The sequence below is a fragment of the Paraburkholderia sp. SECH2 genome (assembly GCF_030464795.1).
Taxonomy (GTDB): Bacteria; Pseudomonadota; Gammaproteobacteria; order Burkholderiales; family Burkholderiaceae; genus Paraburkholderia; species Paraburkholderia aspalathi.
In genome coordinates this window covers 100986-117831 of record NZ_JALPRH010000002.1, presented here as the reverse complement: position 1 = coordinate 117831, position 16846 = coordinate 100986, and the positions used below count along the sequence as shown (strand labels likewise).

Annotated in this window: 15 protein-coding genes; 5 read left to right on the top strand and 10 right to left on the bottom strand. The window is 64.5% G+C overall.

Annotation, left to right across the window (positions count from 1 at the left end):
* Positions 1-16: 16 nt before the first annotated feature.
* Positions 17-1246: an efflux RND transporter periplasmic adaptor subunit gene (locus tag M0D66_RS04890; protein ID WP_266209190.1), complete on the bottom strand. Its 1230-nt coding sequence runs from the start codon at positions 1244-1246 to the stop codon at positions 17-19.
* Positions 1247-1675: 429 nt separating this feature from the next.
* On the opposite strand from M0D66_RS04890, the gene M0D66_RS04885 reads away from it, so the two are divergent.
* Positions 1676-2356: a TetR family transcriptional regulator gene (locus M0D66_RS04885; protein WP_266209189.1), complete on the top strand. Its 681-nt coding sequence runs from the start codon at positions 1676-1678 to the stop codon at positions 2354-2356.
* A gap of 4 nt (positions 2357-2360) precedes the next feature.
* Here M0D66_RS04885 and M0D66_RS04880 read toward each other — a convergent pair whose 3' ends face one another.
* Positions 2361-2993, bottom strand: coding sequence for a cysteine hydrolase family protein (locus tag M0D66_RS04880; RefSeq protein ID WP_266209188.1), 633 nt, complete (start codon positions 2991-2993; stop codon positions 2361-2363).
* Positions 2994-3178: 185 nt separating this feature from the next.
* On the opposite strand from M0D66_RS04880, the gene M0D66_RS04875 reads away from it, so the two are divergent.
* Positions 3179-4177 (top strand): helix-turn-helix domain-containing protein, encoded by a 999-nt coding sequence (locus M0D66_RS04875; RefSeq protein ID WP_266209186.1) that lies wholly within the window; start codon positions 3179-3181, stop codon positions 4175-4177.
* Positions 4178-4192: 15 nt separating this feature from the next.
* On the opposite strand, the gene M0D66_RS04870 is transcribed toward M0D66_RS04875, so the two are convergent.
* The 6 genes from M0D66_RS04870 to M0D66_RS04845 all read right to left on the bottom strand — a co-directional run bounded on the left by M0D66_RS04870 (position 4193) and on the right by M0D66_RS04845 (position 9968).
* The gene (locus tag M0D66_RS04870; protein WP_093635605.1) at positions 4193-4954 is read right to left on the bottom strand and encodes a CoxG family protein; all 762 of its coding nucleotides are present in this window, start codon (positions 4952-4954) and stop codon (positions 4193-4195) included.
* 32 nt (positions 4955-4986) lie between these two features.
* Complete coding sequence (locus M0D66_RS04865; RefSeq protein ID WP_093635603.1) at positions 4987-5385, bottom strand: DUF427 domain-containing protein; 399 nt, start codon at positions 5383-5385, stop codon at positions 4987-4989.
* Positions 5386-5560: 175 nt separating this feature from the next.
* The gene (locus tag M0D66_RS04860) at positions 5561-6055 is read right to left on the bottom strand and encodes a hypothetical protein (protein ID WP_093635601.1); all 495 of its coding nucleotides are present in this window, start codon (positions 6053-6055) and stop codon (positions 5561-5563) included.
* A 247-nt stretch (positions 6056-6302) separates the two neighbouring features.
* Positions 6303-7820: a DegQ family serine endoprotease gene (locus M0D66_RS04855; protein ID WP_200618212.1), complete on the bottom strand. Its 1518-nt coding sequence runs from the start codon at positions 7818-7820 to the stop codon at positions 6303-6305.
* A gap of 179 nt (positions 7821-7999) precedes the next feature.
* The gene (locus M0D66_RS04850) at positions 8000-9301 is read right to left on the bottom strand and encodes an ATP-binding protein (RefSeq protein ID WP_093635597.1); all 1302 of its coding nucleotides are present in this window, start codon (positions 9299-9301) and stop codon (positions 8000-8002) included.
* Positions 9302-9305: 4 nt separating this feature from the next.
* Entirely contained in the window at positions 9306-9968 is a 663-nt protein-coding gene (locus M0D66_RS04845; protein ID WP_054034404.1) for a response regulator, read from the bottom strand.
* Positions 9969-10184: 216 nt separating this feature from the next.
* Here M0D66_RS04845 and dacB point away from each other — a divergent pair, with 216 nt between their 5' ends.
* The 3 genes from dacB to M0D66_RS04830 all read left to right on the top strand — a co-directional run bounded on the left by dacB (position 10185) and on the right by M0D66_RS04830 (position 14355).
* A complete protein-coding gene (gene dacB, locus M0D66_RS04840) occupies positions 10185-11849 on the top strand; it encodes a D-alanyl-D-alanine carboxypeptidase/D-alanyl-D-alanine-endopeptidase (RefSeq protein WP_266209185.1) in 1665 nt (554 codons plus the stop codon).
* A 195-nt stretch (positions 11850-12044) separates the two neighbouring features.
* Entirely contained in the window at positions 12045-13007 is a 963-nt protein-coding gene (locus tag M0D66_RS04835; RefSeq protein WP_266209184.1) for a sterol desaturase family protein, read from the top strand.
* 94 nt (positions 13008-13101) lie between these two features.
* Positions 13102-14355 carry an SGNH/GDSL hydrolase family protein gene (locus M0D66_RS04830; protein WP_200618209.1) on the top strand — a complete coding sequence of 418 codons (1254 nt, stop codon included), beginning with the start codon at positions 13102-13104 and terminating at the stop codon, positions 14353-14355.
* A 176-nt stretch (positions 14356-14531) separates the two neighbouring features.
* Here M0D66_RS04830 and M0D66_RS04825 read toward each other — a convergent pair whose 3' ends face one another.
* Together M0D66_RS04825 and M0D66_RS04820 are read right to left on the bottom strand one after the other, a co-directional pair.
* On the bottom strand, positions 14532-15584 hold the full coding sequence (locus M0D66_RS04825; protein ID WP_266209183.1) for an L-threonylcarbamoyladenylate synthase: 1053 nt from the start codon (positions 15582-15584) through the stop codon (positions 14532-14534).
* Positions 15585-15594: 10 nt separating this feature from the next.
* Positions 15595-16791, bottom strand: a complete 1197-nt coding sequence (locus tag M0D66_RS04820) for a 5-(carboxyamino)imidazole ribonucleotide synthase (RefSeq protein WP_200565157.1) — start codon at positions 16789-16791, stop codon at positions 15595-15597.
* Positions 16792-16846: the final 55 nt, after the last annotated feature.

Here is a 16846-nt window from a genome sequence, read left to right as displayed (position 1 = left end):
AGCGGGCTCCCTGTTATTACGCGCCCGATGCAGCAGAAGCGGGTTGAGCCGTCTGCGCACCGCTGGCGGCCGGCGCACCCTGAGCGGATGCGTCGGAAGCGGGTGTGGCGGGAAGTTGCGCGGCAACGGCCTTGACCTCCTGCCCCGGACGCGCCTTGTCGGTGCCCTGGACAATCACGCGGTCGCCGGCCTTCAGGCCGCTTTCCACCACCCAGTTCGAACCGTACGTGCCCGACGTAACGAGCTGGCGCAACTCGACCTTGTTCGCGGCGTTCACGACGAGCGCGGTCGGCTGGCCCTTCTGGTCATGCGTGATGCCGACTTGCGGCACGACGAGCGCGTTGTCGTTGATGCCTTCCTCGATCCTCGCGCGCACGAACATACCCGGCAGCAGCACCTTGTCCGTGTTCTTGAAGATCGCGCGCACCGTCACCGAGCCGGTGGTCTGATCGACCGTCACGTCGGTGAACTGCAGCTTGCCCTTTTCCGAATAGGTGCGGCCGTCTTCGAGAATCAGCGAGACCTTGGCAGCGTCCGGACCGCTCGTCTTCAGGCGCCCTTCCTGCACTTCGCGGCGGAGCTTCAGACCGTCGAGGCTGGATTGCGTCAGATCCACGTAGACCGGGTCGAGTTGCTGGACCGTTGCCAGCAACGTGGCGGCGCTCGCCTGTACATACGCGCCCGGCGTAACTTGCGACACGCCGATCTGGCCGGTCACCGGCGAGGTCACGTCGGTGTAGCCGAGGTTGATCTGCGCCGTGTCGACCGCTGCCTTGCCGGCGGCCACGTCAGCCGCGGCCTGGCCTGCAGAGGCCACCGCGTTGTCGTAGTCCTGCTTGCTGACCGCATTGGCGGCCACCAGTACCTTGAAGCGGTTGGCTTGCGCGGTGGTCGACACGAGGTTGGCCTGGGCCTTCGCCAGCGTTGCCTTCGCGTTGTTCAACGTCGCGATGTAGGGCGCCGGATCGATCTTGTACAGACGCTGACCGGCCTTGACCTCGCCGCCTTCCGTGAATTCGCGGCGCAGCACGATGCCGTCGACCCGTGCACGCACTTGCGCGACGAGGAAGGCACTGGTGCGGCCGGGCAATTCGGTGACGACGGGCACAGCCGTCGGCTGGACGGTGACGACACCCACTTCGGGCGTTTGTTGCGGCGGGGCAGATTGTTTTGGTCCGCACGCTGCCAGCAATACGGCAGCCGTCGCGGCACTGATTAAGCGGAATGGAACCCGTTCGACGCGCATGGAGCGACCTCTGTCAAAGACTGAGAATGAAAAAGTGCGCGCATCCCTACCCCGGGGACGACAGCGCACACATGCGTCTTGCGACGCGTGACCGGAAGCCCGTGGATGCAAACCGCACCTGCAGGGGCATCCTGAGCAAAATGCGCCATACCGGGGAAATGCCGCACGGCGCCGCCCGTCGGGGCACGGCGCAAGAGCGTTTTGAAAGGCAACAGTGACGGATATTAACCGGTCGTCACGGCTTGGGCTATCCGATCGTGGGATGCTATTATATATACATCCACGAATGCATGTAAAAGTGCGTTTAGTTCTTTGCAGGCGGGGGACCTGCAAGATCGCTTCGCAAATTGCTTAACAGAAGACAGATTGTCATCGAGCGTACTTAAAAGCGCCCGGGGAAACCCCACAATCAGGGCAGGTCACGACAATATGGTCAGAAGAACCAAGGAAGAGGCACAGGAGACGCGCAACAGCATTCTCGACGCGGCCGAACGGGTTTTCTTCGAGAAGGGTGTATCGCGCACGTCGCTCGCCGACATCGCACAGGCCGCCGGCGTCACGCGCGGCGCAATCTACTGGCATTTCGCGCACAAGGGCGATCTGTTTACCGAAATGTTCGACCGCGTGCTGCTGCCGCTGGACGAACTCAAGGCCGCCTCGCAAGATCCCAATGAACCCGACCCGCTCGGGCGCCTTACGGAAATCTGTACAGTCTGCCTGCGTGACACTGCCAACGACCCGCGTCGCCGGCGGGTGTTCGACATTCTCTTTCTAAAGTGCGAGTTCGTCGAAGAGATGGGTCCGGTGATGATCCGCTATCAGACCAATATGCGCGAAGGGCTGTTGAAGATCGAGGGCGGTCTGCGCAATGCGATCTCCAAAGGGCAATTGCCGGTCGATCTCGACACCAGAATCGCGGCGGCGATGGTGCATGCGTTCATCAGCGGCTCGCTGCGCGACATGCTGTTTTTGCCGGAGACGACCAATTTCAGCAAGCACGCGGAGCAGATGGTCGCCGGGATGTTCGATGCGCTACGGCTGAGTCCGGCGCTGCGCATCGGGAATCGGACGGCGCCGGCCGCCGCCCAGCTACCCGGTCAGACTAGCTAGCTACTTACGCGGCGACCCGGCGCGCCCGCGCCGTCTGATTCGACGTGTAGATATTGCCGCGTTCGAGGGGCGCCCCACCCTGCACCGTGGCGATCCACTGCTCCGTACTCGCCACCGCTGCGAAGTTCGACTGCAGGACCACGCTGAAGACCCGATGAATCTCCTCTGCGCTCACAAAGCCCGCACTGTTCTCATAGGGCAGTGAGCCGGTTGCGTCGTGCAGAAATTCGACGGCAAACCCCGAGTGGTATGCGTGGTTGATGGTCGACGCGTCGCAGTTGTGCGTCATGTAACCGACAACTGTCACCGTGTCGACCCGCTGCGCGGCCAGCCAGTCGGCGAGATCGGTACCGGCAAAGGCGCTCGCCCGCGACTTCTCAATATAGTGATCATGCGCCCGCCCACCCACCACCGGATGCAGTTCGGCGCGTTCGCTGCCGCGCGCGAACACCGGCGAGCCGGCCGGCGCGAGATGTTGCACGACCACCACCGGCACGCCGGCGGCACGGGCCGCATCCATCGCCCGGCCGATGTTGGCGAGCGAAGTTTGCACATCCGGGTATTCGATCGGCAGATCGCCGGTAACGTATTCGTTCTGCGCATCGATGACGATCAGCGCGCGGCGGGGTGCGGTCATGGCAAGACTCCTGTCGGTTGAGCAGTTAGGGCTCGCGCTGCACGGCGCGGGACGGGCGTTCTGCAGGCAGCGGCGATGAAGCATTGTTCGTCAGCCGCCATTTCGCCGATAGCGACCCGAATGACAATCTTCGCTAGAATCGGGCCATCGTTGGATCATCGTTAAATGTCACGGGGCGATTGCGAATGACGGCTACATCCACCTCCTCTGCCGCCCGGCGCGACGACGCGCCCCGCCACGTCGTCGCGGTTGTCGCTTTCGACGGCATCAGCCCGTTCCATCTTTCGGTACCGTGCGTGGTGTTCGGCGAGGACCGCAGCAACGGCGGCTTGCCCGATTTCGACTTTCGCGTCTGCGCCAGCGAAGCCGGCACGCTGACCACCACCGCCGGCTTCTCGATCGCGGTCACACATGGGCTCGAAGCGCTCGCCGACGCGGATACGATCATCGTGCCGAGCTGGCGCGATCCGGACGAGACGCCGCCCGCCGCCCTGCTCGACGCACTGCGCGCCGCCCATGCACGCGGTGCCCAACTGGTCGGGCTGTGCCTGGGCGCGTTCGTGCTGGCCGCCGCCGGTATTCTCGACGGCCGGCCGGCGTCGACCCACTGGGCGTGGGCGGACGATTTCGCACACCGCTTTCCGCGCGTGCGGCTCGATCCCGACGTGCTCTATGTCGACGACGGCAACGTGCTGACCTCGGCAGGCACCGCTGCCGGCCTCGACTGCTGCCTGCATGTCCTGCGCAAGATGTGCGGCGCGCAGGCGGCGAACTATGTCGCGCGCCGCCTGGTGGTGCCGCCGCATCGGCAGGGTGGCCAGGCGCAATTCATCCAGCAACCGGTAGCGCCGAACGTCCGCGGCGACCGCCTGTCCTGTCTGCTCGATTGGGTAAGCGGAAATCTGGATGCGCCGCATACGCTCGACACGCTAGCCGAACGCGCGTTGATGAGCCGCCGCACGTTTACGCGGCGCTTCCGGCTCGCCACCGGCACGACCGTCGGCGCGTGGCTGCTGGCGCAGCGGCTGAGCCGCGCGCAGCAACTGCTGGAAAGCACGGATGAGTCCGTGGAAGCGATCGCGGGGATTGCGGGATTCGGCTCGACTGCCTCGCTACGGCAACATTTCGCGGAGGCGTTCCGCACCTCGCCATCCGCGTGGCGGCGGGAATTCCGCGGCGTGTGAGCGTGGTGGACGCGCTTATTGTTCGCTGATCCAGCGCGCCACATACAAAAGCAGCGCCACCAGAAAAATCATCACCGCCCACGCCCAGTTCGGCACCACGTGCGGATTGGGCTCGCGGTGCGAAACCCCATGCGACACACCATGGGCCGCCCCATGCGATGCGCTCGCTGCCCGCCCGGTCAGCGCATTGCCATGATCCACGCGCGTGCGCCGGGCAATCCCTCCGAGGTTAATCGGCCGCAGAAACACGTGCTGCCGACGCGCCGCCGACCCGCGTGCACGATTCGGCCCTTGCCCATGCTTGGCGCGAACAACAGCGCCAAACTCGTCGAAAAAATCGTCCGCCAGTTGATGCAGCGCGTTTTCGAGTTGGCGCGTAGGCAGCTCAGCAAGCGGCCCGGACGAGGTCGCCCAGATCGTGTAATCGATCCGCGTGCCGCGCTCCCTGCCGACGCCATGCGAGCTATCGTCGGCGCGCAATCTCACTTCGATCTGTCCGCGCAACGAGCCGATGCCCTCGGCTCTCGCCTTGAAGTTGATGGTGCGGCGCTGGGCATCCGCCGGTCCGGAATCCTGGCCCGCTACATGGGCGCGCGCTTCGTAACGCGCGCGCAACGGCCCGAGCGGCACGGTCATGGTGAGCGCGTATTCGCCGTGGCCAAGCCGCGTGAACGACTCGCAGTTGTCGAGGCTGGCACGCAACAAGGCGAGGTCCTGCAACGCGTCCCAAACGTCGGACGGCGCAAGCGGAATCCGTAACGCGTCGTTCAGTTCCATGGCAGCCTCCCCGATGAACGCGCGACAGCCGGTCAGGACGTCTGATCGATACGGTCGACGCGCGATGCGTAAAACGCGAGATACCCTTTTATTTGTAGCGCCGGTTCAAGCGGCGTCTCATAGCTCCAGACGGCGTTTTCGATCAGACCGTCTTCGGTGCGCAGATGATAGTACGAAGCATGGCCCTTGAACGGGCAGTGCGAAGTATGCGTGGAGCGTTCGAGGCGCGCCATGTTGACGTCGCCGCGCGGAAAATAGAACACGTCCGGCAGGCCGGTTTCGGTGAGTGTCAGGCCGGCCTGGGTGTCGGCCATCGTCACGCCGCCGTGAATCACCCGCACCCGATGGTTGTTGCCGCTGATGGCGATGGTGTGCCCGCCCGCGCTCGCGCCGGGTCCGGGGCTTCCGTGAGGCGTCAAGGCATCGCTCATGTCTCGGCTCCGTGATGGGATATAACCCGGGATGCACCCCGGTATGCGGCCGTGCAACAAAAAAGCCACGGGGTGCACCCGTGGCTTCATTATCGGCCAAAGTTCAGCCGATTGCGCGGCCTTCCTGAATGCCGCCGGGGCTTCTCGCCCGGCGCCGCTCAGAGAGACGGGCCGTTTACTGGGTATTCCAGTAGAACGCGGCCTTGGCGGTGCCCTTGGCCGGAATCGTCACCGCCTTGGTCTGGTCGTTATCCTTGTATTGCGCGTGCACGGTGTAGCGGCCCGGGCGCAGCCTGACCAGCATATACGGCCCACGCGACGTGGCGGTCAGCACATTGCCGTCGTGCGCGTCGACGATCCGCACGTGGACGTCGGCGAGAAAATCGGAGCCGGGGCCAGTGAAGCGCATCGACAGCGGCCACTGGCTTTGCGCCTGCTGCAGTGCTTTCGATTCGTCGAGACCGACGCCGCCCGACACGAACGAGACGTCGCCCTGGTGCTGGATTTGCGGCAGGCCGCCACCGTTGGCGTTGCCCGCGCTGCTTTCGTCGGTGGTCGTGCCACCCGTTACGTCACTCGCCTGCGCATAAGCGCCGCCCGCCAGACCGAGCGTGAGCGCTGCGCAGACCGCAGCGGCTACGATCCTTCGCTGATTGCGTTGGGTTTTCATCGGTTCGCTCCTTCTTAAGGTCCTTGTCATCCGGAATCCCTCGGAGGGTCCAGATCAAGGCAGACGCAAGCTGCGTGCCCGCCATCAGTTCGCGTCGTATGGAAACCGTTGCTGCGCCACGCCATGCGGCGCAGAGCGACCTGCGTTACGGCTTTGAGTCAAGCTTTGAAACAGGTGAAAAAATGCCGGTCCGTACGCAGTAAGTGCAAGGACCGGCAAGCATTACTTCAATGCGATCAATGACCGTTTAGCCGAGATCGACCGGCACGAAGATCTGTGCGTTATCGCGCTGGATCAGCAACGCGATGCTGTTGCCCGCGCCGGCAATCATCTGCTTCAACTGATCGACGCTCGTCACCGGCCGGCCATTGACCGCCAGAATCACGTCGCCCGGCTGGATGCCGGCACTTTCAGCCGCGCCGCCCGATTGCTGCACCAGCAAACCATGCGACACGGACGCGCCGCTCTTCTCTTCCGGCGTCAGCGGCCGCACCGCTACGCCGAGACGGCCTTGCAACTGGGTCGGCTGATCGGCCTTATCCGAGGCTACCTTGGCATCCGACAACGAACCGATCGTCACCTTCAGGTCTTTGGTCGCCTTGTCACGCCACACCTGCACGGTGGCCGAACTACCCGGCGCCAGACCCGCAACCTGCGACGGCAGATCCGACGAGTCGCCGACCGGCTCGCCATTCACCGACAGAATCACGTCGCCCGGTTGCAGACCACCCTTGGCGGCCGGGCCGCCCGGATCGACCGAGCTGACGAGCGCGCCTTGCGGCTTCTGCATGCCGAACGAATCGGCCAGCGTCTGGTTCATGCCCTGCACCGCGACGCCGAGACGTCCACGGCTCACATGGCCGGTCTTGACGATGTCGTCCTTGACCTTGATCGCTTCGTTAATCGGGATCGCGAACGAAAGGCCCTGGAAGCCACCCGTCTGCGAATAGATCATCGAGTTGATGCCGATCACTTCGCCTTGCAGATTGAACAGCGGGCCGCCCGAGTTACCCGGGTTCACCGGCACGTCGGTCTGGATAAACGGCGTGTAGTTCTCGTTCGGCAGCGAGCGCGACTTCGCGCTGATGATGCCCGAGGTCACCGTGTTGTCGAAACCGTAAGGCGAGCCGATCGCGACTACCCACTGGCCGACCTTGCTCTGACGCGGATCGCCGATCTTCACGGTCGGCAGACTGCTCGCGTCGATCTTCAGCACGGCGACGTCGGACTGCTTGTCGGCGCCGACCACTTTGGCCTTGAATTCACGCTTGTCGGTGAGCTTCACGGTGACGACGTTCGCGCCGTCCACCACGTGGGCGTTGGTCAGGATGTAGCCGTCACTGCTGACGATGAATCCCGAGCCGAGGCTCGCGCTCGGCTGATCGGGCGCATCGCCGCCGTCGCCGCCTTGCATGCCCGGCATGCCGCCGAAGAAGTGCTTGTAGAACTGATAGAAGGGATCGCTCGGATCGATCGGCAACTGGTTGCCGCCGTTGGCGCCATTACCGCCGTTACCGCGCAATGCCGTTTGCTTGACCACATGCTTCGCGCTGATGTTGACCACGGCCGGGCCGTAGGTTTCGACCAGACCCGAGAAGTCGGGAATGCCGGTTTTCGCCGCGGCTTCGGCAGGCATCATCGCGGCCTGCGCCGGCGTGATCACCTGCGGCGCGGGCACGTCGCGATGCCCCGCCACATAGCCGGCGGAGAGCGCCACGGCGACAGCCACTGCAACAGCGCTGCGGGACAAGGTTTTCGCGTTCATCGTGTACTCCTGACTGGGAGAAAGAGGCTTTGGAATGAGATGAAGCGTACGTGGCATCGCTTAAAAGAGTCTTAAGCAGCGCCAGATCGCTTCAAGCCCATTGTTGAGGCTTGTTTAAGCCTCGCTTAAGCCACGTTCGATCCACGTTCGAGTCACTTTACGAACAGAAAGCCTCACCCTCAGAAGCGCACGTCAACCTGCAAACCACCTGTGGCCGATTCGTCGAGCTTCACCGCCGCATGATGTTGCGTGGCGATGCGGCGCACGATCGCAAGGCCCAGGCCGCTGCCCGCCACATCGGTGCGCACCCGGTTCGCGCTGGCGCCGGCCCGGTAGAAACGATCGAACACGCGCTCGCGTTCGGCCGGCTCGATGCCCGGCCCGCTATCGGCAATCCGCACCACCGGATGTCCCTCCTCCACATGCAGACTCACGTCGACACGGCCGCCTCGCGGCGTGTATTTGGTTGCGTTATCAACGAGGTTGTTGAACATGACCCGCAGCGCGTCGGCGTCGCCGATCACCGTGGCGGGTTCGCTCGCCTCGATGCCGAGATCGACACCGCGGTTCTGCGCAAGCGGCGCGTACGCCACCACACAGTCCTGCAGCAGCGCGCGCAAATCGATCGCGTTCGTCGCGGCGACGCCGTCCGGCTCCGAACGCGCGAGCGCCAGCAATTGCTCGGCAAGACGTGTGGCGCGCGTGACACCCGCCTGCAGATCGGCCAGCGCTTCGCTGCGCGTGGTGTCGTCTTTCGCGCGAGCCACCAGTTGCGACTGGATCTGCACGGCGGCAAGCGGCGTGCGCAATTCGTGCGCGGCATCGGCGACGAATGCTTTCTGAATATCGAGCGCAGTGGCGAGCCGTTCAAGCAGGCCGTTCAACGCGCGCACGAGCGGCTGCACTTCGAGCGGCAGACGCTGATCGGGTAAGGGATCGAGCGCCTCGGGGTGACGCGCGTCGAGCGCGCTGGTCACGCGCCGCAACGGCCTCAGCCCGCGCCCGACGACGACCCACACCGCCACGCCCAATAGCGGCAGCAGCACGATCAAGGGCCACAAAGTCCGCAACGCCACATTCGCCGCCAGCCGGTTGCGCACCGAAACTGGCTGCGCCAGTTGCACGACGTTATCGCCGACGATCGCGCCGTACACACGCCAATCTCCACGTTCCGTGTGCTCGGTTGAAAAGCCGAGTTCGGCGCGCGGCGCGAGGGGCGCACGCGGGCGCGAGTAGTACATCAACACGCCGTTGCGATTCCAGATCTGCAGCACGATGCCTTCGTCGCCGGTGTCGCGCGAACCGAGCACCTGGGAGAACGGTTCCGACGGCAGCGCCGCGGCGATCTGCTCCAACTGGTAATCGAACAGTTCGTTGGCTTCAGCAAGCGCTTGCCGGTAAATCAGCCAACCCGCAATGCCGACGCCGAGCAACACCAACGCCAGCAGCCAGAACAACAATTGACGACGAATCGAACGCATCGGCTCAGGCGTCCTTGGCGATCATGTAACCAAGACCGCGCACATTGCGGATCAGATCCGCGCCGAGCTTCTTGCGCAGCGCGTGGATGTAGACCTCGACCGTATTGCTGCCGATTTCCTCGCCCCAGCCGTACATTTTTTCTTCGAGCTGGCTCTTGGAAAGCACTGCGCCGGGCCGCGCGATCAACGCTTCGAGCAGCGCGAATTCACGCGCAGACAACGCGACCGGCGCGCCGTCGAGCGTGACCTGATGCGAGGCCGGATCGAGCGTCAGATTGCCGTGGCGAATCGTCGAATCGCTGCGGCCCGATTGACGGCGGATCAGCGCGCGCATGCGGGCGCCGAGTTCGTCGAGATCGAAAGGTTTGACGAGGTAGTCGTCCGCGCCGGCGTCGAGGCCTTTGACGCGATCGGCAACCGCGTCGCGCGCGGTGACGATCAGCACCGGAATGGCCTGGCCCTTGGCGCGCAGCGTGCGCAGCACGTCGAGACCGTCGCGTTTAGGCAGGCCGAGATCGAGCAGCACCAGATCGTAAGGTTGGCTGGCCGCCGCGCTGAGCGCCGCTTCGCCGTCTTCCACCCAGTCGACCGCGAAGCCTTCACCGCGTAGCGCCTTGCGTACGCCTTCGGCGATCATCCGGTCGTCTTCGACAAGCAATATGCGCATGGTTGGTACGGTCCCGAAACATTTGATGATGCCGCATTCTAGCGCCCAGCCCTGGCGTGCGCGCCACGCGACGCTTTTTCACCGCAGCGTGGCGGCATGTCTCTACAATGGGCGCTTTGCGTCGCGCCGCGGTTTTTCGCGCGCTACGCGACGCTTCGACACACTCTGGATTGCCGCGCGCCACCGCGCCCCGAAATCTTGCTTCTTCGCCTGTCCATGACGCACGCTTTTTTGTCCGCTTTTTTGCACTCTCTCGCACGCCGTGTAGCGCTGCGTCCGCTGCCTTCTTCTGTTGCCGACTCTCTGCCTCGCCGATTCGCACCGCGCTCGGCGGCGTTGCTGCTTGCCTGCGCCGCGCTTGGCAGCGGCGGCGCGGCGCTGCCGCTTGCCGCGCAGGCGCGCATCAAGGCAACCCATCCGAGCGTCAACGTCACCACGGTGTTGCCGCAATCGGTCATGGTCGGCCTGCAGCGCGCGCATGTGCCTTTGTCGTCGATCAGCGTGGTGGTCGAGAAAGTGGGCGACCGCACGCCGATCCTCGCCTTGAACGCCGGCAAGCCGATGATGCCCGCCTCGACGATGAAACTCGTCACGACCTACTCCGGCCTGTCGATCCTCGGCCCGGAATATCGCTGGCGCACGAGCGCCTACGCGGACGGCACGCTCGACGCCAACGGCGTACTGCACGGCAATCTGACCATTCAGGGCACGGGCGATCCGAAACTCGTGGCCGAAGAACTGATCGACCTCGTGCAGAAGATCCACAAGGCGGGGATCACCGGCATCGACGGTGCACTGGTGCTCGACAAGCGCTATTTCGACGCCTCCACGCGCGATCTGCCGCCGTTCGACGACGACGCCACCGCGCCGTACAACGTCGGCCCCGATCCGCTGCTGTACGCCTTCAAATCGCTGTCGTTCACGCTGACGCCTTCGCCGGACGGCAGCGTCGCCATCGACGTGCTGCCCGCACTCTCGCAGCTACAGATCGACAATCAGATGCACGCCGTCAACGGCCCGTGCCGCGGCGACGCCGCCGCAGTCTCGCCCACCGTCACGCCGCAGCCGAACGGCACAGTGGTGGCCTCGTTCGACGGCGACTACTCGGTGCGCTGCGGCCCGCGCACGATCAACGTCGCGGTGCTCGATCACTCCGCGTTCTTCGCGGGTGGTTTCCTCGCCCTGTGGCAGCAAACCGGCGGCACGTTCAGCGGCGCGACCCGCGAAGGCCCCGTGCCGGTCGGCGCGCGCCTCGTCGCCACGCACCAGGGGCCGATGCTCTCCGACATCGTGCGCGACATCAACAAGTTCAGTAACAACACGATGGCGCGCAACCTGTTCCTGACGATCGGCGCCACGGAAGAAAAAGGGCCCGCCACGCCCGCGAAATCGGCGCGCGCCATCGAGGACTTTCTGCGCCGCGACAGCGTCGACATGCAATACCTGACGCTCGACAACGGCTCGGGCCTGTCGCGCGACGAGCATGTTACCGCGCTCTCGCTCGCCGATCTGCTGCAGCGGGCCAATGCGAGCCCGGTCGCCCAGGTGTTCGTGGAATCGCTGCCGATTGCGGGCGTCGACGGCACCATGCGCAACCGCTTGACCAACCAGGGCGCGGGCGGCAACGCGCACATCAAGACCGGCACCCTGCGCGACGTGCGTGCGATCGCCGGTTACGTGGCCTCGGCGGACGGCAACAGCTACGTGGTGGTGAGCCTGATCAACGACCCGCATTCGGAGGCCGCTCGCGCCGCGCACGACGCCTTGCTCGAATGGGTCTATCAGGGACCGTCCCAGGGATTCACGAAGGTCTCCGACCCCGTCGCCGAACCGCGCGTCAGCAAGCCCAGGAAAAACCCGCACAAGCGCGGCACCCATTGAGGATTCCTTCTATAGAACCCACGCGCGGCAATGCGCCCAAGCGTGTACGCTGTCGGGCAGTGTTTGAGGCGCGCGTAAAACATTATGCGTAGCGCACGAGCCACGCAGCCGTTACGAAAGCGTGGCCCAATCAAACGATAACGACAACGTCCGCTGCGGCAAGCGCAGCGGCAAGGGACCGCGGAGGAAGACACAATGCAATTCGATGCCGAATTGCTGCTGCTCGCCATGGCGCCAGTCTTTCTCGCATGCATTGGCTGGGAGGCGTGGCACCTGCGGCGTACGCGCCCCGGCGCGCAGCTCTATAGCTGGCGCGACACGTTCTGCAACGCCGCGCTCGCGCTGATGCAGCAAGCCGCCGACAAGCTCGCGTGGCTCGTGATCATCCCCGTCTATGCATTTTTCTACGATCACTATCGCGTCTATACGTGGCAGGCGAGCTGGGTGTCGTTCGTCGTGCTGTTCGTCGCTCAGGATCTGCTCTATTACTGGTTTCACCGGTGCAGCCACCGCGTGCGCTGGCTGTGGGCCGCGCATGTCGTGCATCACTCGTCGGAGCGGATGAATTTTTCGACCGCCTTCCGCCAGAGCCTGATGTATCCGATTGCCGGCATGTGGCTGTTCTGGATTCCGCTCGCCGTGTTCGGCTTTCCGCCGAAGCAGATCGTCGCGATCGTGCTGATCAATCTCGGCTTCCAGTTTTTCGTGCACACCCAGGCGATCGGCAAACTCGGCTGGCTCGAATACGTGCTCAACACGCCGTCGATTCACCGCGTGCATCACGCACGCAACGACCGCTATATCGACCGCAACTATGCCGGCGTGCTGGTGATCTGGGATCGCCTGTTCGGCAGCTATGTCGAGGAAGATCCGCGCGATGCGCCGGTGTACGGCATCGTCGAACCGCTTCATACCTATAACCCGCTGAAGGCGACGTTTCATGAATGGGCGTCGATGGCCGCCGATTTCGTGAGCGTGCAAGGCTGGCGCAACAAGTTGCGCGCGCTGTTCGCACCGCCCGCATGGGCCGCGGCTTATCACGCGGGCCGCGCTGCGGGTGCGGGTGCGGGTGCCGCTGCCGCTGCCGCTGCTTCCAGCGGCGCTACAAGCATTGAAGGTAACCATACGGCCGCGTTTCAAACACCGCGCAGGCCGTAGAAGATTCTGTAAGCTGTCGTCATGCCGCCGACGCGGTGGGCGCTGCCTGCAACACATGGCATAAGGGCCACACATACGAGGAGATGTAGTCAACATGAAACAAACAGCATCGAGGAAACGCAATTTCGTCCGCGTCACGCAGATCGCCATCGCCAGTGCGGCGTTTGCACTGCTCGCGGCTTGTGGCGGCGGCAGCGATAACAACAACAGTTCGAGCAGCAGCACGCCGGCAGGCGGCGTGAAATTGCAGGTCGTTTCGTTTGGCGACAGCTTGTCGGATGTCGGCACGTACGCGCCGGTGATTCAGTCGAGCTTCGGCGGCGGCCGCTTCACGACGAACCCGGGTGAAGTGTGGACCCAGAAGGTCGCGGAGTACTACGGCGGCACGTTGACTGCCGCGTATGTGGGCGGCTTCGGTCAACCGCTGGTTGCGACGGGCGGGTTCGGCTACGCGCAAGGCGGCTCGGATGTCGTGAACGCCCAGGGCGAAGGTTGGGCACCGAACAACGCGGCGGCTACGACCGTGCCTGTGGTGACTCAGGTGGCGAACTACCTGGGCGCGCATACGAGCTTCAACGCGAACCAGCTCGTGCTAGTGAACGGCGGTGCGAACGACATCTTCCAGTTCGCGGGGACCACCGCCAACCTGACGGCGCTCGCCACCGCGCTGCAGACGCAATATCCGCTGCTCGTGCAGGCCGGCAAACTGCCGAACACTCAGGCAGGCCAGGTACAGTTCATCGCCGGCTACCTGCAGCAGCTGGCCAACCCCCAGATCGCGACGGCCGCCACGCAGCTCGCCGCGCAAATCCAGACCATCGTCAACTCGGGTGCGACCCACGTGGTGGTGTCGACGGTGCCGGACATCGGCAATACGCCGCAAGGCGTTCAGGCCAACGCAGCCTCGCCTGGTGCGGCTGCACTCCTGTCGGGGATTACCGCGGCGTATAACGGCATCCTGGTCCAAACCATGACGTCGCTCGGCCTGCTGGGCACGGGCAAGGTCATCGTGGCCGACGCGTTCACGTGGATTGATCAGCAGTTGCCGAACTACCAGGCGCTGGGCTTCACGGTGTCCAACACCGGTACGGCGTGTAACCTGACGTCGATGGTGACCAACGCAACCGCGTACGCCACCGCCAATCCGAGCGCAACGAACGGGCTGACCCCGGCACAGTATGGCGCCCAGTTCGGCTCGTCGCTGTTCTGCTCGCCGCAGACTTACACGGTGGCTGGCGCTGACCAGACCTACATGTTCGCTGACCTGGTCCATCCGAGCACGCACTTGCACGCCTTGTTCGCGCAGTTCGTTCAGCAGCAGATCGCGGCCACCGGCTTGGGGAAATAAGTTGAGGGTTGCCGCATAGCGGCAGCAGGATGCGAGTTCTGCAAACGCCCGGCTTGCTGGTCAAGCCGGGCGTTTTTTATTTATGTTTGTTGCGCGCGGCACAGCGGTTGAGACGACGGGTTGCTACAACGGATTGTGGCGGCGCCGGTGAGCAAGCCGTACCAATCAGGCAGTCCCTACCCTTGCGCTTCGAATGCAGCCGCGGCCCGGCCGAGCCGATCGTTCACAGCGATCCACTCGATCGTGTCCGGCAACTTCTCGATGAGAATCCGGCTCACGTCCGCGCGATCGAGCGCCCTTAGCAGGCCATACAACTCGCGCGCATAGACGTGCGGATCTTCAGGCGCGGCAATGAAATGCACGCCCTCGGCATGAGCCCACTCTCCTGCGCGGGAAGCACGCGCTACCAAGGCCACGCGTTCGTCGCTCTGACGCGCCGCGAGCAACATCTGCAACGCATCAAAAGGCAGCAAGGCCAACGGCGTGCGCGGCGCATAGTGCGCCTTCAACGTCCCCGAAGCGCGCGGTGTCGTGGCATCCGAACCGTCGGGCAGGCGTGGCGCCTCGCCGAGCACGTCGGCGATATCCTGCGGCGTTACGCGACCAGGTCTCAACAGCGCCGGAAATCCGCGCGACAAATCCAGAATCGTCGATTCGATTCCGACGTCAGATGCGCCACCGTCCAGCACGTGAATCGCGCTGCCGAACTCGTCGCGCACGTGCTGCGCCGTAGTTGGGCTCACGTGACCAAATCGATTCGCCGAGGGCGCCGCCACGCCGCCATGTCCGCCGCGCAACGCACTGAACGCTTCGAGCAAAGCCTGCGCAACCGGATGCGACGGGCAGCGCAAACCCACTGAATCCTGGCCGCCGCTCACGGCTGCATTGATCCGCTCGGCACGCTTCAGGATCAACGTGAGCGGCCCCGGCCAGAACGCATCGATCAAACGCTGCGCTTCCGCCGGCAAATGCTCGACCCAGTAGTTCGGATCGCCCTGCGGCGCCAGATGCACGATCACCGGATGATTCGCCGGCCTGCCCTTCGCCGCGTAAATACGCGCGACCGCGTCCGGACTTTCGGCGTCGCCGCCGAGTCCGTAGACCGTCTCCGTGGGGAACGCGACGAGGCCGCCCGCGTCGAGCAGCGCGGCAGCGTGTTCGATCTGCTCGGCGCTCACAGGCAAGGCGCTTGCGGCGCCCCCATCGGCAGGTTTGCTTTGATCCGGCATGGTGCTCGCGTCAGCCCGTGATGATATGCAGGAGCCGCGCGCAATCGCGCGCCGACGTGCGGGCTTCTTCAAGTGTCGCGGCCGTGAAGTTCACGTGGCCCATCTTGCGGCCGCAACGCGCTTCTTCCTTGCCGTACAGATGCAAACGCGCCGCCGGCATCGCAGCGACTTCGTGCCACGGCGGGGTGACCGCCGCGCCCTTCGGGCCGCCTGGGAACCAGACGTCGCCGAGAATGTTCAGCATCACCGCCGGCGAATGCTGGCGCGTGTCGCCAAGCGGCATGCCGGTCATGGCGCGAACCTGCTGTTCGAACTGGCTGGTCGCGCAGGCGTCGACGGTGTAATGGCCGGAGTTATGCGGACGCGGCGCCATTTCGTTGGCGACCAGCGATCCGTCTTCGAGAATGAAGAACTCGACGCACAGCACGCCGACATAGCCGAGCTTGTCCGCGATTTGCAGCGCGGCCTGCTGTGCTTGCTGGACCAGCGTCGGGCTTGCATCCGGCGCGGGCACGATGGTGTGCGACAGCACGCCGTCGCGATGCGTATTCTGCGCCAGCGGATACACCACCGACGCGCCGCTCGCCGCGCGCGCGATCAGCGCGGACACTTCGAACTTCAGCGGCAAGCGCTTTTCGAGCACACACGGAACGCCTGCGAGCGACGCATGCGCCTCGCGTACTTCCTCGGCGTTGCGCACACGGATTTGACCTTTGCCGTCGTAGCCCATGCGTGCAGTCTTCAGAATGCCGGGCAGCACGGCTTCCAGCTTCGCGTCGTCGAGCGCGGCCAGCGCGTCCGACGATTCGATCACCACGTGCGGCGCCACGGTCACGCCTGACGACGCGATAAAACGCTTCTCGGCGATCCGGTCCTGGGCGACGGCGACGCAACGGCCGGCCGGGCTCACGAAGGTGGTTTTCGCCATGAAATCGAGGCTCGCCGCCGGCACGTTCTCGAATTCGGTCGACACCGCCGCGCACAGCCGCGCGAGTTCGGTGAGCGACGCTTCGTCGTCGTAAGCCGCACGGATATGGCGGTCGGCAACCGTGCCCGCAGGACTGGTTTCGTCCGGGTCGAGCACGGCAACGCGATAGCCCATTGCCTGAGCGGCAAAACAGAACATGCGGCCGAGCTGGCCGCCACCGACCATGCCAAGCCATGCGCCGGGCAGAATCGGTGAAACCGGTGTGTTGTCTGGGTTCATCTTAGTGGTCGGTCGCGGCCGGTGCTGCATTCATGCAATAGCAGCACCCGGCCGG